Origin of the sequence: Actinospineispora acaciae DSM 45401 (genome assembly GCF_000620785.1) — a bacterium.
Taxonomy (GTDB): Bacteria; Actinomycetota; Actinomycetes; order Mycobacteriales; family Pseudonocardiaceae; genus Pseudonocardia; species Pseudonocardia acaciae.
In genome coordinates this window covers 886,285-906,928 of record NZ_JIAI01000001.1, presented here as the reverse complement: position 1 = coordinate 906,928, position 20,644 = coordinate 886,285, and the positions used below count along the sequence as shown (strand labels likewise).

At 70.6% G+C, this 20,644-nt stretch carries 18 protein-coding genes; 11 read left to right on the top strand and 7 right to left on the bottom strand.

The genetic code is table 11. The annotated features are described in order from the left end of the window. Positions 1 to 28: 28 nt before the first annotated feature. Positions 29 to 721 (top strand): HAD family hydrolase, encoded by a 693-nt coding sequence (locus N912_RS0104435; protein WP_028921491.1) that lies wholly within the window; start codon positions 29 to 31, stop codon positions 719 to 721. Here N912_RS0104435 and N912_RS0104430 read toward each other — a convergent pair. From N912_RS0104430 to N912_RS0104410, 5 genes are all read right to left on the bottom strand, one after another. Further along, a complete protein-coding gene (locus N912_RS0104430) occupies positions 699 to 1,847 on the bottom strand; it encodes an aminotransferase class V-fold PLP-dependent enzyme (protein ID WP_211261124.1) in 1,149 nt (382 codons plus the stop codon). The two genes, N912_RS0104435 and N912_RS0104430, sit on opposite strands and share 23 nt — an antisense overlap. Before the next feature lie 324 nt (positions 1,848 to 2,171). After that, the gene (locus tag N912_RS0104425) at positions 2,172 to 2,963 is read right to left on the bottom strand and encodes an SDR family NAD(P)-dependent oxidoreductase (RefSeq protein ID WP_037062790.1); all 792 of its coding nucleotides are present in this window, start codon (positions 2,961 to 2,963) and stop codon (positions 2,172 to 2,174) included. Positions 2,964 to 2,966: 3 nt separating this feature from the next. After that, a complete protein-coding gene (locus tag N912_RS49400; RefSeq protein WP_037062789.1) occupies positions 2,967 to 4,085 on the bottom strand; it encodes an ABC transporter ATP-binding protein in 1,119 nt (372 codons plus the stop codon). Continuing rightward, a complete protein-coding gene (locus N912_RS0104415) occupies positions 4,082 to 5,797 on the bottom strand; it encodes an ABC transporter permease (protein WP_028921488.1) in 1,716 nt (571 codons plus the stop codon). The genes N912_RS49400 and N912_RS0104415 overlap by 4 nt, the downstream gene beginning before the upstream one ends. Next, on the bottom strand, positions 5,794 to 6,891 hold the full coding sequence (locus N912_RS0104410) for an ABC transporter substrate-binding protein (RefSeq protein WP_169747803.1): 1,098 nt from the start codon (positions 6,889 to 6,891) through the stop codon (positions 5,794 to 5,796). Before N912_RS0104410 ends, N912_RS0104415 begins: the two co-directional genes overlap by 4 nt. A 323-nt stretch (positions 6,892 to 7,214) precedes the next feature. Here N912_RS0104410 and N912_RS0104405 point away from each other — a divergent pair, with 323 nt between their 5' ends. The 9 genes from N912_RS0104405 (at position 7,215) to N912_RS49385 (ending at position 17,319) form a co-directional block, all read left to right on the top strand. Next, complete coding sequence (locus tag N912_RS0104405) at positions 7,215 to 7,505, top strand: UGSC family (seleno)protein (protein WP_028921486.1); 291 nt, start codon at positions 7,215 to 7,217, stop codon at positions 7,503 to 7,505. Positions 7,506 to 7,604: 99 nt separating this feature from the next. Then, complete coding sequence (locus N912_RS59930) at positions 7,605 to 8,882, top strand: hypothetical protein (RefSeq protein WP_028921485.1); 1,278 nt, start codon at positions 7,605 to 7,607, stop codon at positions 8,880 to 8,882. 31 nt (positions 8,883 to 8,913) lie between these two features. Beyond that, positions 8,914 to 10,179, top strand: coding sequence for an ABC transporter substrate-binding protein (locus N912_RS59925; RefSeq protein WP_084210578.1), 1,266 nt, complete (start codon positions 8,914 to 8,916; stop codon positions 10,177 to 10,179). Beyond that, entirely contained in the window at positions 10,161 to 11,111 is a 951-nt protein-coding gene (locus N912_RS0104390; RefSeq protein WP_211261123.1) for a carbohydrate ABC transporter permease, read from the top strand. The genes N912_RS59925 and N912_RS0104390 overlap by 19 nt, the downstream gene beginning before the upstream one ends. Continuing rightward, a complete protein-coding gene (locus N912_RS0104385) occupies positions 11,108 to 11,941 on the top strand; it encodes a carbohydrate ABC transporter permease (RefSeq protein ID WP_028921482.1) in 834 nt (277 codons plus the stop codon). The genes N912_RS0104390 and N912_RS0104385 overlap by 4 nt, the downstream gene beginning before the upstream one ends. Position 11,942: 1 nt before the next feature. Continuing rightward, positions 11,943 to 13,067: an ABC transporter ATP-binding protein gene (locus tag N912_RS0104380; protein ID WP_028921481.1), complete on the top strand. Its 1,125-nt coding sequence runs from the start codon at positions 11,943 to 11,945 to the stop codon at positions 13,065 to 13,067. Next, positions 13,067 to 13,996 carry an NAD(P)/FAD-dependent oxidoreductase gene (locus N912_RS0104375; protein ID WP_028921480.1) on the top strand — a complete coding sequence of 310 codons (930 nt, stop codon included), beginning with the start codon at positions 13,067 to 13,069 and terminating at the stop codon, positions 13,994 to 13,996. Before N912_RS0104380 ends, N912_RS0104375 begins: the two co-directional genes overlap by 1 nt. A gap of 51 nt (positions 13,997 to 14,047) precedes the next feature. Beyond that, positions 14,048 to 15,811 carry a thiamine pyrophosphate-binding protein gene (locus N912_RS0104370; protein ID WP_028921479.1) on the top strand — a complete coding sequence of 588 codons (1,764 nt, stop codon included), beginning with the start codon at positions 14,048 to 14,050 and terminating at the stop codon, positions 15,809 to 15,811. Further along, a complete protein-coding gene (locus tag N912_RS49385) occupies positions 15,811 to 17,319 on the top strand; it encodes an MmgE/PrpD family protein (RefSeq protein ID WP_051579602.1) in 1,509 nt (502 codons plus the stop codon). Before N912_RS0104370 ends, N912_RS49385 begins: the two co-directional genes overlap by 1 nt. Here N912_RS49385 and N912_RS0104360 read toward each other — a convergent pair. After that, on the bottom strand, positions 17,230 to 18,516 hold the full coding sequence (locus N912_RS0104360) for an MFS transporter (RefSeq protein ID WP_051579600.1): 1,287 nt from the start codon (positions 18,514 to 18,516) through the stop codon (positions 17,230 to 17,232). The two genes, N912_RS49385 and N912_RS0104360, sit on opposite strands and share 90 nt — an antisense overlap. A 177-nt stretch (positions 18,517 to 18,693) precedes the next feature. Here N912_RS0104360 and N912_RS0104355 point away from each other — a divergent pair, with 177 nt between their 5' ends. Next, on the top strand, positions 18,694 to 19,380 hold the full coding sequence (locus N912_RS0104355) for a GntR family transcriptional regulator (RefSeq protein WP_051579597.1): 687 nt from the start codon (positions 18,694 to 18,696) through the stop codon (positions 19,378 to 19,380). 82 nt (positions 19,381 to 19,462) lie between these two features. On the opposite strand, the gene N912_RS0104350 is transcribed toward N912_RS0104355, so the two are convergent. Beyond that, positions 19,463 to 20,266, bottom strand: a complete 804-nt coding sequence (locus N912_RS0104350; RefSeq protein WP_028921476.1) for a putative protein N(5)-glutamine methyltransferase — start codon at positions 20,264 to 20,266, stop codon at positions 19,463 to 19,465. Positions 20,267 to 20,644 lie beyond the last annotated feature (378 nt).

Sequence of the window (20,644 nt, the reverse complement as noted above, 5' to 3'; positions counted from 1 at the left end):
CGGGACACCCCTCGCCGAAGGAGCTGGAATGACCGACATCCGATGGGCGACGTTCGACTGTTTCGGGACGCTGGTGGACTGGCGCCACGGCATCGGCACCAGCGCCGAGCTGCTCTTCCCCGGCCGGGGCGAACAGCTCCTGGACTCCTACAACCGGCACGAGCACGAGGTACAGGCCGAGTCTCCGGGAATGCGGTACCGGGAGATCCTGGCCGAGTCGCTGCGCCGCGCCTGCCGGGACGCCGGGCTGCGCCTCAACCCCGACGACGCCTCGATACTCGGGTGCACGATGCCGTTCTGGCCGGTGTTCGCCGACGTCGCCGCCAACCTGGAGGAGCTGCGCGCGGCGGGCTGGCGTCTGGCCCTGTTGACCAACTGCGACAACGACATCATCGGCGAGACCCAACGGCGGCTCGGGGTGCCGATCGACGCGGTGGTCACCGCCGAGGCGGTCGGCGCCTACAAGCCGGCGCACCATCACTTCACCCGGTTCGAGGAGTCGTTCGGCGCCACCCGCGACCGGTGGGTGCACGTCGCGCAGAGCTACTTCCACGACATGGTCCCGGCCAGCGAGCTGGGCATTCCTCGCGTCTGGATCAACCGCCACTCCGACGGCTCGGACCCGTCGATCGCCGACGCGGTGCGATCCGACCTCACCGACCTGACCAGCACCGTCCAGGCCGTGCACGCAGCCGCCGTCAGCCGGCCACCGCGCGGCTGAGGGCGTCGACGAGCCGGTCGACGTCGGCGTCGGTGACGTGCAGGTGCGGCGAGATCCGCAGCACCGAGCCGCGCAGTGCGGCGTAACACCGCGCCCGTTCCAGCGCCGGGACGATGTTGTCGCGCATGGCCTCGGGCACGGCCAGCCCGATCAGGTGCGGGCCGTGCTTCGGCGCGGACGGGTGGAGCCCCAACTCGCGCGTGCGTTCCACGATGGTGCCGGTGACGGTGGCCAGCGCCGAGGCGATGTCCTCGACGCCCCAGGCCAGGAGCTGCTCGGTGGCCGCGATGGCCATCGGGGTGAGCTCGAACATCGTGCGTTCGCCCTGGTCGTAGCGCCGCGCGCCGGGCTGGTAGGCGTCGCGGTAGTCGATCAGGCGCGCGAAGTCCTGTGACTCGGCGCGGGAGATCCAGTTCTCCTCCAGCGGCGACCCGTCCCGGTGCTCGGGCGCCGCCCACAGGTAGCCCCGGCCGAACGGCCCGAGCTGCCACTTGTAGCCCACGCTGGTCACGAAGTCCGGCCGGAGCTTTCCGACATCGAGCGGCACCGCGCCCAGGGACTGGCTGGCGTCGATCACCAGCGCGGCCCCGACCTCACGCGCCCGTTCGGCGACCGAGGCCAGGTCCACCCACGAGCCGTCGGTCCAGTGCACGTTCGGCACGCTCACCACGGAGACGCGCTCGTCGAGCCGGGGCAGCACCGCATCGGCCCACGCTTCACCCGGCTCCCGCCGCACGGTCAGGATCTCGAGCTCTCGCTGGGCGGCCAGCCGCCGCCAGGTGTAGATCCCCGACGGGTACTCCCCGTCGAGCACCAGCACCCGGCTCCCGGACGGCGGCCGAAGGTTGTTCGCCGCCACGGCGAAGCCGTAGCTCGTGGCCGGCACCAACGCGAGCCCGTCCGCGTCACCGCCCAACAGCTCGCCCACCAACGCGCGCAGCCGCTCCACGCCCGAGAACCAGTCGTCCTCCGCGATCGTCCACGGCCGCGCCCGCCGACTCAGGGCGTCCTCACCGGCATGTTGAACGGCATGCAGCATCGGACTCAGGTTGGCCGTGTTGAAGTACGAGACGTCCTCCGGCACCGCGAACGCGGACCGAAGCGAGGCGGGGGAGTCGATGGGCACAGTATGCGTTCTACACCACAAGGCCACCCGTTAATGGCGGGCGCAGAGCTCAGCGACAACCGCCGACAGTCCCGAACTCCTCCGCCTGCCGTCTTTTCCACGCGACACACCCCGTGAGCCGCCAGGAGGCGTCGAGGGCCGCGCGTTCGCGGTGTTCACGCTGCTCGGCGGAGCACTGATCGTGGTGGGCGGCCACATCAAGACCAGCATCAAGACCAACGGGACCTCACTGCCCCGCTCGGTGCGGCGAACAGCAGTGAGGTCCCGTTGATCACGTCCTGCGCCCAGGCCGGGTGCGCCGACCCTGCGACGGTGACGCTCGGGTCAGAGGTTGTACGAGGAGCCGCCGTCTATGTTGATCGACGCGCCGGTGATGTACGAGCCGCGCTCGGAGATCAGGAAGTTGACCAGCTCGGCGACCTCGGCCGGTGTCCCGGCGCGCCCGAGCGGGATCTCCCTGGTCTTGGCCAGCCGCTGGTAGAAGGCATCCCGGTCGCCGCCTTCCGCCTGCCACACCCTGTCGTGCTGGCCGCTCTCGATGGTCCCCACACAGACCGCGTTGACCAGGATGTTGTGCGGCGCCAGCTCCTTCGAGAGGATCTTGGTGATGGCCATGTCGGCGCCCCGGCTGACAGTGGTCGGCGCCGACCCCGCACCCGGGTGCTTCCCATTGATGGTCATGACGTTGACGATCCGCCCGGGCTCACCCCGCGCGACCAGGCCGCCGGCGACCATCCGGGTGAGCCGGACGACGGAGAAGATCTTCAGCTCGAAGTCGGCCATCCAGACGTCGTCGTCCAGCTCCAGAAACGCACCCCGCACCGACGTCCCCGCGTTGTTCACCAGCGCGTTGACCGGCCCGAACGCATCCACCGTGGCCTGGTGCAGCCGCTCCAGGTCGGCCTTGCTCCGGCAGTCGGCCTGCACGGCGAGCAGCCGGTCACTCCCGTCCGGGGCGATGGACGCCACCGCGGCGTCCAACCGGTCACGATCGCGACCGCAGAAGGCCACCCTGGCGCCCTCCTCATGCAGGCGCAGGGCGATGCCCTTGCCGATGCCGTCGCTCCCACCGGTGATCAGGGCGACGGTGCCCTCCTGATCGCGCGATTGCGTCACGTCTCAGTCTCCTTGCTCGGCGCCGTCCACGGCGCGCACCCACTTGTTCTCCAGCACCGCCCACACCGGCATGCCGGCCTTCAGCTCGGCGGCCCGCTCCGCCGCGAGCTGGGCGCGCAGCCGCGTGGTGCCCACCCGCAGGTACCCCTCGGCGAGGTTGCCCAGGTACACCAGGTCCTCCAGCTCGGCGTCGAGCACGGTGCCGCCCGGCGGGTCGGTCGGGCGCACGGCGTGCACCGCCACGTGCTCGGGCCGGATGCTGGTGATCACCCTGGTGGCGTCGCGCAGCCGGTCCGGCAGCTGGCCGGTCACCACCCGGCCGTCCGGCCAGCGGAAGCCCGCCTCGCCCGACGCCGGCGCGACCACGTCGGCCTCGACGATGTTCGTGCTGCCCATGAAGTCGGCGGCGAACGCGCTGGCCGGCCACTCGTACAGCTCCGCGGCCGAGCCGGACTGGTGCACGTCGCCGTCCTTGAGCAGCACGATCCGGTCCGCGACCACCATCGCCTCGGCCTGGTCGTGCGTGACGTAGACCGCCGTGATCCCGACCCGGCGCTGGATGGCGCGCAGCTCGAAACGCATCCGCTCGCGCAGCTTGGCGTCCAGGTTGCTCAGCGGCTCGTCGAACAACAGCACGCTCGGCTCCGGCGCCAGGCTGCGCGCCAGCGCCACCCGCTGCATCTGCCCGCCGGACAGCTGCGCGGCGAACCTGTCCTGCAGCCCGCCGAGACCGACCATGTCCAGCACCTCGGCCACCCGCTCGGGGATGCGCGCCTTGGGCCAGCTCTTGGTCTTCAACGCGTACGCGACGTTGCCGAAGACCGTCATGTGCGGCCACAGCGCGTAGGACTGGAAGACCATCCCGAGGTTGCGCCGCTCCGCCGGCACCGTGCGCCCCGGCTCGGAGAGCACCTCGCCGCGCACGCTGATCCGCCCGCCGTCGATGGCCTCGAGCCCGGCGATGGAGCGCAGCAGCGTCGTCTTGCCGCAGCCGCTGGGCCCGAGCAGGCAGAGGAACTCGCCCTCGGCCACCGAGAGGTCGATGCCGCGCAGCGCGGTGTGCCCCCGGTACTCCTTGACCACGCCGGCGACCTCGATCAGCGCCGGATCCGCCGCGGTCATCGGCCGCGCGCCATCGTGTTGACCAGGTCGACCCGGAACAGCCGCCGGGCCAGGACGAACGCCACCGCGATGATGATCACCTCAAGCATCGCGATGGTCGCCGCCGCGCCGTACTGGCCGGCCTCGACCTCGCTCCACAGCAGCACCGGAAGCACTGTCGTGTTCGGCGTATAGACCATGATCGCCACATTCAGCTCCCGGATCATCAGGATGAACAGCAGCACCCAGGCCGACAGCGCCGAGTGCCGCAGCAACGGCAGCGTCACGCTCGCCAGGGTCCGGCCGATGCCCGCGCCCGCCACCCGGGACGCCTCGTCCAGCTCGGGATGGATCTGCACCAGCGAGGACTGGAAGATGCGCAGGCTGTGCGGCAGGTACCGCGCGACGTAGGCCACGAACAGGATGCCCAGCGTGCCGTACAGGGGAGTGGCCACGAAGGCCCACACCAACCCGACGCCGAGCACCACGCCCGGAATCGCGACCGGCAGCATGGCCACCGTCTCCGCCGTGCGCCCGAACGGCGCCCGCAGCCGCTGCCACAGGTACGACAGCGCGAACGCCAGCGCCAGGCCGATGAGCGGGCCGACCGCCGCGACGATCAGCGTGTTCTTCAGCGCCGAGCGCAGGCCCTCCGAGGAGAGCACCCGCACCCAGTTGTTGAAGGTGAACAGCTTGGCGGAGAACGACGACGTGAAGTACCGCATCAGCGAGCCCATGAGCAGCGCCGCGATCGGCAGCACCATCGCCACCGCCACATACCCGTAACACACAAGCGCGCCGAGCCAGCGCCACCGCCCGATGTCCACCCGACCCGCGCCGAACCCCTTGCCGCTCACCGTGACGAACCGCTCGCTCGTTCTGGTGGCCAGCTTCTGCAACAGCACGCCCACGATCACGATCAGCAGCAGCACCAGCCCGGCGGCCGAGGCGAGGCCCCAGTTGGGCGGCGAGAAGTGGGTGGCCTGGTAGATGAGGAACGGCAGCGTGTAGTACTCGGCCGGCATGCCGATCAGGCTCGGCAGGCTGAACATCTCGGCGGACAGCACGAAGATCATCAGCAGCGCGGCGGTCATGCCGGGCAGCACCAGCGGCAGCGTGACCCGGGTCAGCGTCCGCCAGTGCGAGCCGCCGTGCACCCGGGACGCCTCCTCCAGCGAACCGTCCATGTTGCGCAGCGGGCCGAGCGTGAACAGGTAGGCGTACGGCGCCATGAACAGCACCATGGTGAACACCAGGCCGCCGAAGCTGAAGATGTTCACCAGCGCGCCGTCGCCGCCGGTCAGCCACCGGTACGCCACGTTGATCAGCCCGGCGCTCTTCGAACCGAGGAACACCCACGCGACGCCGCCGGCGAACGGGGACAGGAACAACGGCAGCGGCACCAGCAGCTCCAGCCGCCGGTGACCCGGCACGTTCGTCCTACCGACCAGCCACGCCATGCACGAGCCCAGCGCGGTCGCCAGCACCGTCACCAGGCCGGCCACGGTGAGCGTGTTCAGCAGCACCCGCCGGTAGCTGGCCTCGGTCAGCACCGTCCTGATGTTCTGGCCGGTGTAGCCGGCGGTGGGGTCGCCGGGCGCGCCGGAGCGGATCGACGCGTACCCGAGGTAGAGCAGCGGCACCAGGACGATCACCGCGATCACCAGGTACAGCGGCGCCGTCAGGGCGGCCACCTTGTTCCTGCCGTCGGACAGCCAGGATGTAGTGGTCAATTTCGACCCGGGCCGATGAACTGGTTCCACAGGTCGACGGCGGCGCGACCCTGCTTGGCGAACACGTCCGACTGGACGTACACCCGCCTCTTGGGCTGGTCGAACCGCTGGTTCCCCTGGACCGGGCTGAGGTTCAGGTCGGTGCGCAGCGAGTCCGCCTTGACCGCGTCCACCATGGCCCGCTGGCCGGCGTCGCTGAGCGTGAACTCCACCATCAGCTTCGCCGCGTTCGGGTGCGGCGCACGGCTGGCGAGGCCGACGAGCCCGGGGACGGTGACGGCGTACTCCTGGGTCGCCCAGCCGATCGGCGCGCCGTTGTCCATGGCGCGCGCGGCCACGGCGGACAGCGAGGGGTAGCTGGCCACGAACTCGCCCGCGATCACCCGTTCCACCGCCGGCGTCGGGCTCACGAAAGCGACCGGCCGGTTCGCCGCGAACCCCTCGAACCAGCGCCGGCCCAACTGCTGGTCCACCTGCGTCCAGTAGAACACCGCGTGCTGCAGGGACGCGGAGCCCGGGCTGCCGGCGTCGATCCGCCCCTTCCAGGACGGGTCGGCCCAGCCCTGATAGGTCCGCAGCAGCTCCAGCTCCCGAGGCGTGATCTTGTCGGAGTTGTACGCGGCCCCCGTCGTATAGGCCAGCCAGGGATAGGCGATGCCGGGCACCGACGCCTCCGCCGGGTATTTGGCCGCGGTGGAGGGGGTGTACTCCTGGACGAGACCCTCGGTCCGAAACTCGTTCTGGAACGGCTCCAGGCCCGGGTACTGGATGACGTCCGCGACGTCCTTGCCGGCCCGTTTCTCGCTCAGGAAGGTCGTCAGGATCGCCGAGCCGATCTTGTTGGTCACCTGGACCTCGATGCCGGGGAACTCCTTCTTGAAGGCGTCCACGAACGCCGAGATCTCCTCGGTCGCGGTCACGTGGCTGTACAGCGTGACCTGGCCTTCTTGCAGCGCGGCCCGGTACAGCTCGGCTATCCGAGGATCGCCCGAAGCCAGGCCGGGGGCGTTGGCCGGATCACCCTGCCCGCCGCTGCACGAGCTCAGGGCAAGAGCCACGACGACCAGGAACACAAGCGCGAACTTCTTTGTCATTGTCCCACTCACGGTGGCGGAGGTGGCGGAGATCGCGGGCTGCACCAGGGGTTTCGCGCAGTCGCGGAGCATGATTGCATGCAATGTGTATCCAGTCAAGCGACGGGAGCTGTTGACAGCCGAGACCATCGAAGGCAGTCTATTTACTATAGAACCTGCCTCGAGCGCACCCGAAGCCCGAGGACGCAGCGGGGCGTCATCCGCTCCGTCTGGCCAGCAGGTCGCTCGCGTACCCCATCAGCAGAGCCATCCGAGGACGCGGGCGAATCGATGCGTGACGGCTGGCGCCCCGGGGCGGGGACGAGGACGGAGAGGAACGCGCAATGGCGGGCAAGATCACGGTCCACAACCCCGAGGGCAACGCGCCGGTCGTGGGCGCGAAGTCGCTGGCGCCTCGGCCGGCGAGCCTGTCGGGCAAGCGGGTGTTCCTGGTCGACGTGGGGTTCGAGAACTCCGGTGACTTCATGACGCAGCTGCGCGCGTCGTACGCCCAGAGCCTGCCCGACGTCGAGACCGTCGTCGTCCACATGGAGACGCCGTTCAGCCCGGCCCCCGACCTGTACTCCCGGATCCAGTCCGAGGGCGACGCGGCGATACTCGGGGTAGGCCTTTGAAGCGGTTGCGCGCCGGCGGTCGCCGGCCACGCCACCCGGCTCGAGTCCGAGTACCGGGTTCCCACCGTCTCCGTCCACGCGGATGCGTTCCACCGCCTGGTGGCCTCCACCAGCCGGCTGGCCGGCATCGGCACCCTGCGCCACGCCTTCGTCCCGTCCCCGGTGCAGGGGCGCACCTCGGCCGAGCTTCGGGCCTACATCGAGGGCACCAACCCGATCTCCAAGAACGCGTTCGCCGAGGACCTGCTGGACGGGCTGACCAGGCCGCTGGACGACAGGGACATCGCCGGCATGGCCTTCGAGCAGTCCAAGTCGCGGCTGCTCGACCCGGACACCGAGGAGAACCTGCTCGCCGCCTTCGCGGAGAACGGCTGGACCGACCAGCTGCCCGTGGTGCTGCCGACCGAGGAGCGCGTCGAGGCCATGCTGGCCGGCACCAGCCACCCGCCGGACAAGGTGGTCGGCAAGCTGCGCGCGGCGTCCACCAGGGACTACTGGGAGTTCACCGTCGAGCAGGCCGCCGTGAACGCGGTGATGGCCGGGGCCAGGCCGGAGTACTTCCCGGTGATCCTGGCGCTGCTGGGCAGCGGCTACTCCGCCCGGCACAGCAGCATCTCCTCGATGGCGCCGATGGTGGTCGTGAACGGCCCCATCCGCGAGCAGATCAAGATGAACTCGGGCATCGGCGCGATGGGCCCGTACGGGCACTCCAACGTCACGATCGGACGTGCCTACGGGCTGGGCTCGCAGAACCTGCAGGGCGGCTCGGTGCCCGGGATCAGCTACATGGGCACGCTGGGCAACCCGTTCTCGTTCACCAACCTCACGTTCGCGGAGAACGAGGAGTACAGCCCGTGGGAGCCCTACCACCTGCGCTACGGCTTCGCGGCGGAGGACAGCACGGCCACCGTGTTCATGGGCGTGCGGACCATGGTGACGGCCGGCGGGCTGGGGGAGAACTGGCGGGAGAACGCGCTGCGAGTGTTCGGCGCGATGCGCGGCGGCGGGGGAGCGATCATCGTGCTCGACCCGCTGGCGGCGCAGACCCTGGTCGAGCACCACGGGTTCACCCACCGGCAGGACCTGATCGAGTGGGTCGCGGACAACGCGCGCGTCCGGGCCGGGCTGTGGTGGGGGCAGGGCCTGCAGGACCTGTTCTTCGGCCGGCGCGGGCGCGAGGGCGTCGAGCCGTGGGCGAGCTACCTGAAGGCCGGGCCCGACGACCTGATCCCGATCAACGTGCCGGAGGACATCCACGTGATCGTGATGGGCGGCCGGACCACCGCGAGCTGGCGGGTGTTCGAGGGCTGGGGCAACGGCACGCCACAGGAACGCATGCTCTCCGGGCGCTCGGTGTCGATCGACGAGTGGCGCTGAGCTAGCTCGCTACACGAAGGAGTGAGGGGCAATGAGGCCTGTTGCGCGCAAGCTGGCGCGGCCGGGCAGCGCAGTGGTGACAGCGCTGGTGGCCGCGCTGGTGCTGGCGGCGTGCGGCGGCGGTGAGTCGGGGGTCGTGACGCTGCGGATGTACGACTCGACCGCCACCAAGGACGGCACCGAGCCGATCATCGCCGCGTTCAACGCCAGCCATCCCAAGATCAAGATGAACGTGCAGTACATCCCCACGGTCAAGCTCGGCCAGGTGGAGACCACCCAGCTGCAGGCCGGCAACCCGCCCGACATCATCGGCCCCAGCCCCGGCTCGGGCGGCGGCTCGACCGGCCTGTCGCTGTACAAGCTCGCCAAGGCCGGCAAGCTGGTCGACCTCAGCGACCGGCCGTGGGCGCGCGACCTGCCCGAGCTGCTCAAGCCGACGGCCACCTACGAGGGCAAGGTGTACAGCCTGGTCGGCGGGCTCTCCACGCAGTTCATGGACTACACGGTCCCGGACATGGAGAAGTTCGGGCTCAAGCCGCCGCAGGACTTCGCCCAGCTGCTCGCGCTCTGCAAGCAGGCGCGGGAGCACGGGACGTACGCGTTCGTCGCCGGCGCCGCCGACATGGCCGGCAACCGGATGCTGCTGCAGTCCTTCGCCGCCGCGAACGTCTACAGCCAGGAGCCCGACTGGGACGCCAAACGCGCGGCCGGCAAGACCACCTTCCAGTCCACCCCGGGCTGGCACAAGGTGTTCCAGCAGGTCCAGGACATGATCAACGCCGACTGCTACTACCCGGGTGGGGCGGGCCGCACCACCGAAGAGGGCAAGCGGATGCAGGTCTCCGGCAAGTCGCTGATGGGCATCGGCCCGTCCACGGCGGCCACCTACCTCACGGCGCGCAACCCGCAGCGCAAGTGGGCGGCGGCGCCGGTTCCGGGCGGGCTGGGCACGGCGCTGCCCCTGGAGGTCGGCGGGTCGTCGATCCCGAAGGACTCCAAGCACATCCCGGAGGCGCTGGTCTTCCTGGACTACATGGCGCAGCACCGCGACGAGCTCGCGCGCAACACCGGGGCGTTCTCCCCGGCCATGATGTCCCGGGGCGAGCTTCCCGACTTCCTCGGCCCGCTCGAACCGCTGGCCAAGCAGGGCAAGTTCGCGCTCGGGGCCGGCATCATGTGGCCGTCCGAGGCCCCGGCACAGGCCGCCTACAAGGCCATGACCGGCCTCTACAACGGCCAGGTCAAGGTTGACGACATCCTGCGGGCGATGGACGACGCGTGGGCGGCCAACCCGTGACGGCCACCCTCGTCAACGCCGAGGAGGCACCCCCGTCGCCCAAGCTCGGCCGGCGGCGGGCGGGCGGTGCCCGCCGCCCGCCGTGGCTGCTCGCGCTGCTCGGCATCGTGCTGCTGGTGACCATGCACTTCGCCGCGCCCCTGATCGGCGCGGTGTACGCGTTCACCAACTGGGACGGGGTGGGCGCGCCGGACTTCATCGGGCTGGACAACTTCCGGGAGATCATCGGCTCGCCCGTGCAACGCGGCGCGCTGCTGCACACCTTCCTGCTGGCCGGCTGCTTCGTCGTGCTGGTCAACGTGGCCGGCCTCGGGTTGGCGCTGGCGCTGAACCGCACGCTCAAGTCGCGCAACGTGATGCGCACGGTGTTCTTCGCCCCGGTGGTGCTCAGCCCGCTGGCGGTGACCTACATCTGGCAGTACATCTTCACCTACGACGGCGCGCTGAACAGGGCGTTCGACTCGCTCGGCCTGGAGTCCTGGCGCCACGAGTGGCTCGGCGACCCGAACACCGCGATCTGGACGGTGCTGGTCGTGATGGTCTGGCAGTACTCCGGCCAGGCCATGATCATCTACCTGGCCGGGCTGCAGGGCGTGGCGGACGAGCTGGAGGAGGCCGCCATGATCGACGGCGCCGGGCTGTGGATGCGGCTGCGGCGGATCATCCTGCCGCTGCTCGCGCCGGCCAGCACGGTGGTGTCCACCCTGATGCTGATCCTCGGGCTGCGGGTCTTCGACCAGGTCTTCGCGCTGACCTCGGGCGGCCCGGTGTACACCACGGAGACCCTCGCCACCCAGGTGTACGACCAGACGTTCGTGGTCGGGCGGTTCGGTTTCGGCGCCGCGATCGCGCTGGTCATGACCGTGCTCATCTCGGTGCTCGGGATCGCGAACCTCATGTTCCAACGGCGACGGGAAAGGCGGCTGTCGTGAGGTACACGGCCTGGTCGTTGGTCCGCGAGGCGCTGATGGTGCTGCTGGCGGTGATATTCGCGCTTCCGTTCTATTTGCTCATCGAGATCTCGTTGAAGTCCACCAGCGACTTCAACGAGTCGCCGTTGACGCCATTGTTCGACGTGGAATGGGGAAACTACGCCCAGGCCTGGACCAGCGGCGGGGTCACCGGCGGCATGGGCAGGGCGTTGTTCAACAGCGCCGTGATGACGGTGGCCAGCGTCGCCTGCCTGGTGCTGGTGGCGGCCCTGACCTCGTACGTGCTGGCCCGGCGGACCTCGCTGCTCAGCCGGGGCCTCTACGTGCTGTTCGTGGTCGGGTTCATCATGCCGGCCACCCTCGGGCTGGTCCCGGTGTACGTGGCGATGCGCGCGTTCGGCCTGCTCGCGACCTATCACGGCATGGTCATCCTGCACACCGCCGGCATCCTGCCGTTCGCGGTGTTCCTCTACACCGGGTTCATCCGCGCGCTGCCCACCGAGTACGAGGAGGCCGCGCAGGTGGACGGCGCCGGCCTGTTCCGGACGTTCTTCCGCGTGGTGGTGCCCCTGCTGCGGCCCATCACGACCACGGTGGCGATGCTCGCCGGCCTGATCGTGTGGAACGACTTCTTCCTCGCGCTGATCTTCATGAGCGGCACTCCTATCGCCACCCTGCCGCTCGCACTGAACACGTTCGTCAACGAGAACTACACGCAATGGAACATCATTTTCGCGGGAGCCACGATCGCCATCATGCCGATGTTGTGCATTTTCTTCATCGCTCAACGCCGGTTCGTTCGCGGTTTCGCCGGCGGGATTAGAGGCTGACATGGGAGCCATTGACCTCCACAACCTGGGAAAGGTCTACCCGGGCGGCACCCGCGCGCTGAAGGACCTGAACCTGCGGATCGCGGACGGCGAGTTCATGATCTTCGTCGGGCCGTCCGGGTGTGGGAAGACGACGGCGCTACGCATGATCGCCGGCCTGGAGACGATCGAGGAGGGCGAGATCCACATCGGCGGCCGGCTGGTCAACGCCGTCGAGCCGCGCCGGCGCGACATAGCCATGGTGTTCCAGAACTATGCCCTGTACCCGCACATGACGGTGTTCGAGAACATCGCGTTCCCGCTGCGGTGTGCCCGGATGCGCACCGCCGAGGTCCAGGGCCGGGTCAAGGAGGCGGCGGCGCTGCTGGGCCTGGAGGAGCTGCTCGCGCGCAAGCCCAGGGCGCTGTCCGGCGGACAGCGGCAGCGCGTCGCGATGGGGCGGGCGATCGTGCGCCAACCGCAGGCGTTCCTGCTGGACGAGCCGCTGTCCAACCTGGACGCCAAGCTGCGGATGCAGATGCGCTCCGAGCTCTCCGGCGTGCAGCGCCAGCTCGGCGTGACCACCGTGTACGTCACCCACGACCAGGTCGAAGCCATGACCATGGGCACCCGGATCGCCGTCATGAAGGACGGCGTGCTGCAACAGGCGGGCACCCCGGAGGCGGTCTACGACGCGCCGGCCAACACGTTCGTGGCCACCTTCATCGGATCGCCGGGGATGAACCTGCTGCACTGCCCGCTGGGGCGCGCCGAGGACGGCAGCGACGACGGCGGCCTGTCCTGGCTGTTGGGGGAGCACCGCGTCCCGGTGCCGCGCGGGCGGCACGCCGCGCTCGCCGATCTGGCAGGGTCGGAGGTCGTGGTCGGGATCCGCCCGGAGAAGGTGACCGACGCGGCACGGCCGGTGACGCCCGCGGCACGGCTGCGCGGCCAGGTGTCGAACGTGGAGATGCTCGGTCACGAACGGCTGGTGCAGATCACCGTGCCCACCGGCTCGGGCGAGACACCCGTCTACGCCCGCTTCTCGCCGTCGGCCACCGTCAAGGTCGGTGAGACCGTCGAGGTCCCGCTGGACGCCGACGACCTGCACTTCTTCCACCCAGAGACCGGTGAGGCGATCAGGTAGTGAGCGGTTTCGAGGTATTGGTTGCCGGCGGCGGGATGGCCGGGCTGACGGCGGGGCTGTTCTCGGCGCGCAACGGCCGGAAGACCGGCCTGCTGCTCGGCGACGAGGTCGCCGGCGGTGGCCACCTGATCAGCGTGGGCCGAATCGAGGACTTCCCCGGTTTCCCCGAGGGCGTGCCCGGCTACGACCTGTGCCCGATGCTGCAGGAGCAGGCGCTCAACGCCGGCGTGGAGTGCCTGCCCGGCTCGCTGGAGAAGATCACCCAGTCCGACGGCGGCTGGGTGGCCTCGACCGGCGCGGGGGAGATCCAGGCCTCGGCCGTCATCGTCGCCACCGGCTCCGAGGCGCGCCGGCTGGACGTGCCAGGGGCGGACCGGCTGCACGGCCGCGGGGTGTCCGACTGCGCGACCTGCGACGGGCCGCTGCACCGGGGCAAGACCGTCGCGGTGGTCGGCGGCGGCGACTCCGCGCTGCTGGAGGTGCTGGAGCTGACCAACCACGTGGAGCGGGTGCTGCTGTTCCACCGGGGCCGCGAGCTCGGCGGCCAGCACACCTACCGCACCCGGGTGCTCGAACACCCGGCCATCGAGGTGCGCGCGGAGTCGGTCGTCGAGGAGGTGCTCGGCGACGAGGTGGTGGGCGCGGTCAGGACGCGGGTCGCCGGGGGAGAGGTGGTCGAGGACGCGGTCGCGGGCGTGTTCGTCTACATCGGGCTGCGGCCGAGGACCGACTTCCTGCGCGAGCTGCTCACGCTCGACGACGACGGCAGGGTGGCGACCGACGGCGGGATGCGCACCGGGCTGCCCGGCCTGTTCGCCGCCGGGGACATCCGGGCCGACTCGGCGTCCCAGGCGATCACGGCGGCCGGCGACGGCGCGACCGCGGCGCTGGCCGCGCACCGTTACCTCGACAGGGGCGAAGACGACTGACCGGCTAGCCAATATTCTATACACCATCGGACACAAAAACGGAGGTCAACTGTGCGCGTGCGGGTAGCCACGGCGATCGCGAAGGCCCTCGAAGGAGCGGGCACCGAGTTCTGCTTCGGCTACAACGGCCACGGGAACTGGGCGCTGCTCGACGCCCTGGTCCACGAGACGTCCATCAAGACGGTGGCCAGCCGCAGCGAGGACCACGCCGTGCACATGGCGGACTGCTACTGGCGGACCCGCCGGCAGCCGCCGATGGCGGTGGTCACCACCTCGGTCGGCCCGGGCAACGCCAACATCACCCCGGCGGTGGCCTCGGCGTTCTTCGACTCCTCGGCGCTGCTCGTGCTCGCCGGCGGCGGGGCCACCCAGTGGTACGGGCGGGGCGGCATCGAGGAGTACTACCGGTACGGCCCCGAGGAGTGGCCGCTCACCCTCAAGCCGGTGACCAAGCAGTCCTTCAGCGTGACCAGGCCGGACACCGCGCTGGAGATGATCTCCCGGGCGTACAAGACGGCGATCAGCGGGCGCCCCGGCCCGGTGGTGGTGCAGCTCCCGTTCGACATCCAGCACACCGAGATCGAGGTCCGCGAGCTGCCCGACCTGGCGCGCTGGACCACGGTGAGCCGCCCGGGCCCCGACCCGGAGGCGATCGAGCGTGCGGCCGCGCTGATCTCGACGGCGCAACGCCCGCTGCTCAGCGTGAGCAGCGGCATCCACAACGCCCGAGCCTGGGACGAGCTGGCCACCCTGGCCGAGCGGTTCGACATCCCGGTCGAGACCGCCGTGCCCGGCAAGGGCGCGCTGCCCGAGGACCACCGGCTCTCGCTCGGCTGCGTCGGGCGCGCCGGCACCGGGCAGGCCAACCAGGCCGCCCGCGAGTGCGACGTGCTGATCGGGATCGGCACCCGGTTCGGCGACATCGACACCGGCGGCTGGAGCCTGCACGACATCCCCGGCAGCACCAAGCTGGTGCACATCGACATCGACGAGGGCGAGCTGGCCAGGGTCTACCCGGCGGAGGTGGCGATCGTCTCGGACGCCCGCTCGGCCATCACCGGCCTGGTCGACGCGCTCGGCCGGCACCGGCAGGCGGACCGCACGCCGTGGCTGGACCGGCTCGACGAGCTGCGGCGGGAGTGGCACGAGCAGGTCCAGCCGCTGCGCGTGGACGACTCGGCGCCGATGGGCTACGCCCGGGTGTTCAGCGACGTCTCCGACGTGGTCGAGGAGCAGGCGCCCCAGGCGAACGTGCTGTTCGACACCGGGCACTCGCTGTCCTTCGGCCCGCCGTTCCTGCGCGCGCTGAGCAGGCACTACATCCACTCCGGCGCGTTCCACCGGATGGGCTGGACGGTGCCGGGCGCGATCGGGGCCGCGCTGGCCCGCCCGGAGCAGCCGACGGTCGTGCTGGTCGGCGACGGCTCGTTCGTGATGACCGGATCGGCCATGCTCACCGCCGCCGAGCAGGGGCTGCCGATCGTGGTGATCGTGCTGAACAACTCGACGCTGCAGATCGAGCGGGAGCAGATGATCAAGTTCTACGGCCGGCACTCGCTGACCGACTACGTGGACGCCGAGTCCGGCGCGCCGCACCGGGTGGACTTCGCGGCCTGGGGACGGGTGCTGGGCGCGAACGGGGTCACCGTCAGGAGTCCCGACGAGATCAAGCCGGCGGTGAAGGAGGCGCTGTCCGCCGGCCGGCCGACGATCATCGACGTGGACATCGACCCCGAGTCGCCGGGATACCGGTCGATCCACTATCGGTATCCCTCGCACTTCGACCACCGCGGCCTCGACAACCCGCCGTTCTAGTGGCTACCGAGCCCGCGCTGAGCGCGCGGATCATGGACTTCGCGCTCGGCCACCCGAGCGCCGCCGTGCCCGACGACCTGCTGGAGTGGGCGGCCGGGCGCTTCCTGGACACGGTCGGGGTGGCGCTGGCGTGCGCGAGCTTCGACCTGGGCACGGCGGGCGCCCGGCTGGTGCGCGCGGACCCCGCCCCGGGTCCGGCGTCGGTCTGGGCCAGCGGCGGCCTGCGCGCCAGGGCCACCGACGCCTGCCTGGCCAACGGCATGCTCGCGCACGGCATGGACTACGACGACACGCACCCCGCGACCATGATCCATCCGAGCGTGGTGGTCGCGCCGACCGCGCTGGCGCTGGGCGAGGAGACCGGCGCGACCGGTCGGGACATCGTGGCCGCCGGCGTGATCGGCTACGAGGTGGCCGCCCGGCTGGGCGTGCTGGCCGAGGGGCGGCTGCAGAAGCGCGGCTTCCACCCGACCGCGATCATCGGCATCTTCGCCGCGACCGCCGTGGCCTGCCGGCTGCTGGGCGTGGGACGGGCCGAGGCGGTCAACGCCGCCGGGCTGGCCGGCAGCATGGCCTCCGGCCTGATGGAGTACCTCTCCGACGGCTCGGACGCCAAGCAGATGCACCCGGGCTGGGCGGCGAACGCGGCGGTCACCGCCGTGCGCCTGGCCCGCTGCGGCGCCACCGGCCCGGCGACGGTGCTGGAGGGCCCGTCCGGGGTGTATCGCTCGTTCGCCGGCGTCGACCTGACCCCGGAGGGCGCGTCGAGCGCGCTGGACGGCCTGGGCTGGGAGTGGGTGGGCACCCGGGTGGCGCCGAAGCCGTACCCGGCCGGCCATTGCATCCACGCCCCGGTGGACGCCTGGCGCGCGCTGCGCGAGCGGCTGGGGCTGCGGCCCTCGGACACCGGCCGGATCCGCCGGCTCACCGCGCTGGTGCCGTCGGCGTACCTGCACCTGGTGTGCGACCCGCTGGAGACCAAGCGCGCCCCGCGCACCGTCTACGACGCCCGGTTCAGCCTGCCGTTCTCGCTGGCGCTCACCGTGGTCGACGGAGGCCTCGAGCTGGACAGCTACCGCGCCGACCGGCTGCGCGACCAGCGGGTGCTGGACATCGCCCGCCGGGTCGACTACCAGGTGCTGGAGTACGACGAGTACCCCAGCGCGTTCCCCGGCGGCGTGCGCATCGAGCTGGACGACGGCACCCGCCACGAACAGCACGTCCGGCACAACGCGGGCAGCCTGGGCAACCCGATGTCGACGGGCGACCTGGACGCCAAGTTCCTCGGCGGCGCCCGGCGGCTGGCCGACCAGGCGACCAGCGAGCGGCTGCTGTCCAGCCTGCGCGGCCTGCCGGCGGCACCGTCGGCGTCGGAGTTCACCGCCGCGATGGCCGCGATCTCTGTGCCGTCCGAGCGGCTACCCGAGCGGAGCTCGGAAGGTCTCGCGCATCCGGAAGGCGATCACCAGCGAGACCAACCCGCCGGCGATCACCAGGAAGCTCGGTGACGCGCGGCTGCCGGTGACCGCCACCAGGAACGTCGCCAGGAACGGGGCGGTGCCGCCGAACACCGCCACCGAGAAGTTGTAGCCGATGGACAGCGCGCTGTAGCGCACCTGGGTCGGGAACAGCTCGACCAGCGTCGCCGGCAGCACGCTGCCGAGCACCGCAAACAGCAGCCCGATCAGCACCTCGGCCGCCAGCACCGCCCCGAACGCGCGCTGCGCCAGCAGCAGGAACACCGGATAGGTCAGCACCACGTAGCCCACCCCGGCGGCGATCAGCATCGGCCGCCTGCCGACCCGGTCGGACAGCGCGCCCATCACCGGCGTGAACAGCAAGGTGGTCACCAGCGCGACCACAGTCGCGGACAGCGCCCACCCGCTGGACAGCCCGACCACCTCGACCAAATAGGTCGGCACGTACACCAGGGTCGCGTAGAAGGCCACCCCGGGCAGCAGCGCGATCCCGAACGCGGTCAGGGTGGCCAGGCGGTTGCCGCGCACCGCCTCCCGCAGCGGGGCGTGCGCCACCTCCCCGGTCCGCTCCAGCGCCCGGAAGCTGGGAGTCTCGGCGATCCTCAGCCGCACGTACAGGCCGATCGCGGCCAGCGCGAGCCCTACCAGGAACGGAATCCGCCACCCCGACCTCACGTCCCCGAGCAGCACCGGCAGCAGCGCGGTGAACGACGCCCCGGCGAGCAGCCCGCCGACCACCCCGAACTGGTGCCAGCTGCCGAAGAACGCGCGCCGGCCCGGGGGAGCGTGCTCGACCAGGAAGGCGGCCGAACCGCCCCACTCGCCGCCCGCCGAGAACCCCTGCGCCAGCCGGGCCAGCACCAGCAGCGCGGGCGCGAACGCGCCGATCTGGGCGTAGGTCGGCAGCACGCCGATGGCGAACGTGGCCAGGCCCATCAGGATGATCGCGGCGGACAGCGCGGGCCGCCGGCCGATCCGGTCGCCGAGGTGGCCGAACACCACGGCGCCGAGCGGGCGGATCACGAACCCCAGGGCGAACACCGCGAACGTGGACAGCAGCGCCGCCAGCCGGTCGCCCGCCGGGAAGAACAGCGTCGCGATCGTCCCGGCCAGGTAGCCGTAGACCGCGTAGTCGTACCACTCGATGAAGTTCCCGATGGCGCCGGCGATGACCGCCCGGCCGCCCATTCTGCTCGCGGTGGGGTCGGCGGTGGCGGCGTCGGCCATGCCCGGCTCCTTACGACTGGCGGGTGAATTCGATATTATATTGACGTTCCGGTCCGGGGCTAGTGGCATGGCGAAACAACCCGCCGCGCGGGTCGCACGCGGGCCGAGTGATCCCCGCTGGCGCTAGACTATGCTGGTCAGTGCCCTGAACCAGGGTGAATACCGAGAGGTGGAGACGTGCCGACGTTGCCCCAGCCCGCCGCTCGGGGGACTTCCGACGGCCCTCCGCTGAGCAAGACGGCCTATGTTCTGGACAGGCTGCGGCGGGAGATCGCCGAGGGCACTGTCCACCCGGGCCAGTCGCTGCGCCAGGTCGAGGTGGCGAAGCGGTACGGGGTGAGCCCGACCCCGGTGCGGGAGGCGTTCCGGCTGCTGGAGGCGGAGGGGACGCTGGCCTACGAGGCGCACCGGGGCGCCACGGTGAAGGACATGTCCGTGCCTGAGGTGCGCGACCTCTACCTGCTCCGGTCGGAGATCGAGGGCCTGGCCACCTCGCTCGCCGTGGAACGCATGAACGACGCGGCGCTGGAGCGCATCCACACCGCCCACGAGAACCTGAACAGCGCGCTGGAGAGCGAGGACAAGTCGCAACTGTCCCTGCTCAACCGCGCATTGCACTTCGCCATCTACGACTCGGGGTCCTCACTGGTGGCCGTGCAGGCGGCGTCGCTGTGGTCGTACATCCCGCCTCGGATCACCATCTGGGCGGACCCCAAGAACGCCCGCTCGCTGGCCGGCGACCATGCGCGGATCATCGATGCCATCGAGCGGCGTGACCCGTATGACGCCCGCCGTTGCATGGCCGAGCACATCCTGCACGCGGCCAAGCTGCGCGAGGCGTACACCGCCCAGCACAACTCCTGACACCACCGCTCATATCATTGGCGGTTCGCGTGTCCACCGATTGTCTATATTGTGTAGACGGCATGAGTTTCTTTGTTCGCGTTCAGGTCGGCATTGTTCCGATGACGACCGTCGCCGCCAGTTCGTCGGACGCGGCGACGCGCGGCAATAGGCCGCCGTTCGCGAATGCCTCGACGACCCGGGGCGCCTGGCGCTCGCCGGACTCGACGAGCACGCAACCGCCCGGCGCCAGCCAGCCGCGCGCCGGGGCGATCACTTTCCGCACGATGTCGAGCCCGTCCGCCCCGCCGTCCAGCGCCACCCTGGGCTCGTGTTCCCGGGCCTCCGGGGGCATCAGCCCGATCGAATCGGTGGGAACGTACGGCGCATTGGCCACCACGACGGCGACCCGGCCCTTCAGCTCGGCCGGCAACGGGCGGTAAAGGTCACCCTCGTACACCCGGCCACCCACCTCCGCCAGGTTCCGGCGGGCGCACCGAACCGCGCCCGGGTCGATGTCGACGGCATGCAGCTCGACCGAGGGCGCCCGCGCGGCCACCGCCAGGCCGACGGCGCCGCAGCCGCAGCACAGGTCGACGACCACGGCGCGGGGCCGGCGTTCGGCGAGCGCGGCCGCCTGTTCAACGAGGAACTCGGTACGGCGACGGGGCACGAAGACGCCGGGCTCGACGGCGACCCGCAGGCCGGCGAACTCCGCCCAGCCCAGCACGTGCTCGAGCGGCACGCCGCTGACCCGGCGGTCCACCATCGCCGCAAGATCATCCGGAGTGGCCGCCGCGCCGGCCAGCAACAGGGCTTCTTCTTCGGCGAAGACACAGCCGGACGCCCGCAGCCTGGCGACGATCGCCGGCGACTGTGGGGACTGTGCGGACGAGAAAGCTGACATGAGAGCGCCTTTGCGATGCCGTGGACGCTCTCGCCCGGCTACCTCGCGCGGACCGCGCGGCCGTGAGCCGAGAGCGCCCAGCCTGAACTGGCGGTAACGGGTCTCACCTCCCGGTTCGTTCGACGACGGACAACGCAACCTTATCCCAACAGTGTTTCCCATCGCCTGCCGGCCATTTTGTCGATCCGTTCGGCGAGTGTGACGAGGGTCCTCGGCACCGCAGCGAGTGTGGAACACAGGGCACTCGAGTCACCGAGTCGGAGTGCCGATGTGTTGTGGTGGTGTGATTTGTGGATGGGTGATTCGACAGATGCGCTGAATGGGGTTTATCGTGGCGTCGGCTCAGTTGGGGTGGGCCGCGGGAGGGGCGCAACGTGA

What these genes read in the sequence shown, in the direction of transcription:
- N912_RS0104360 (WP_051579600.1), bottom strand. Translation starts at nt 18,516, where the DNA reads ATGGCCGACGCCGCCACCGCCGACCCCACCGCGAGCAGAATGGGCGGC.
- N912_RS0104380 (WP_028921481.1), top strand. Translation starts at nt 11,943, where the DNA reads ATGGGAGCCATTGACCTCCACAACCTGGGAAAGGTCTACCCGGGCGGC.
- N912_RS0104350 (WP_028921476.1), bottom strand. Translation starts at nt 20,266, where the DNA reads ATGTCAGCTTTCTCGTCCGCACAGTCCCCACAGTCGCCGGCGATCGTC.
- N912_RS59925 (WP_084210578.1), top strand. Translation starts at nt 8,914, where the DNA reads ATGAGGCCTGTTGCGCGCAAGCTGGCGCGGCCGGGCAGCGCAGTGGTG.
- N912_RS0104405 (WP_028921486.1), top strand. Translation starts at nt 7,215, where the DNA reads ATGGCGGGCAAGATCACGGTCCACAACCCCGAGGGCAACGCGCCGGTC.
- N912_RS0104410 (WP_169747803.1), bottom strand. Translation starts at nt 6,891, where the DNA reads ATGACAAAGAAGTTCGCGCTTGTGTTCCTGGTCGTCGTGGCTCTTGCC.
- N912_RS49400 (WP_037062789.1), bottom strand. Translation starts at nt 4,085, where the DNA reads ATGACCGCGGCGGATCCGGCGCTGATCGAGGTCGCCGGCGTGGTCAAG.
- N912_RS0104435 (WP_028921491.1), top strand. Translation starts at nt 29, where the DNA reads ATGACCGACATCCGATGGGCGACGTTCGACTGTTTCGGGACGCTGGTG.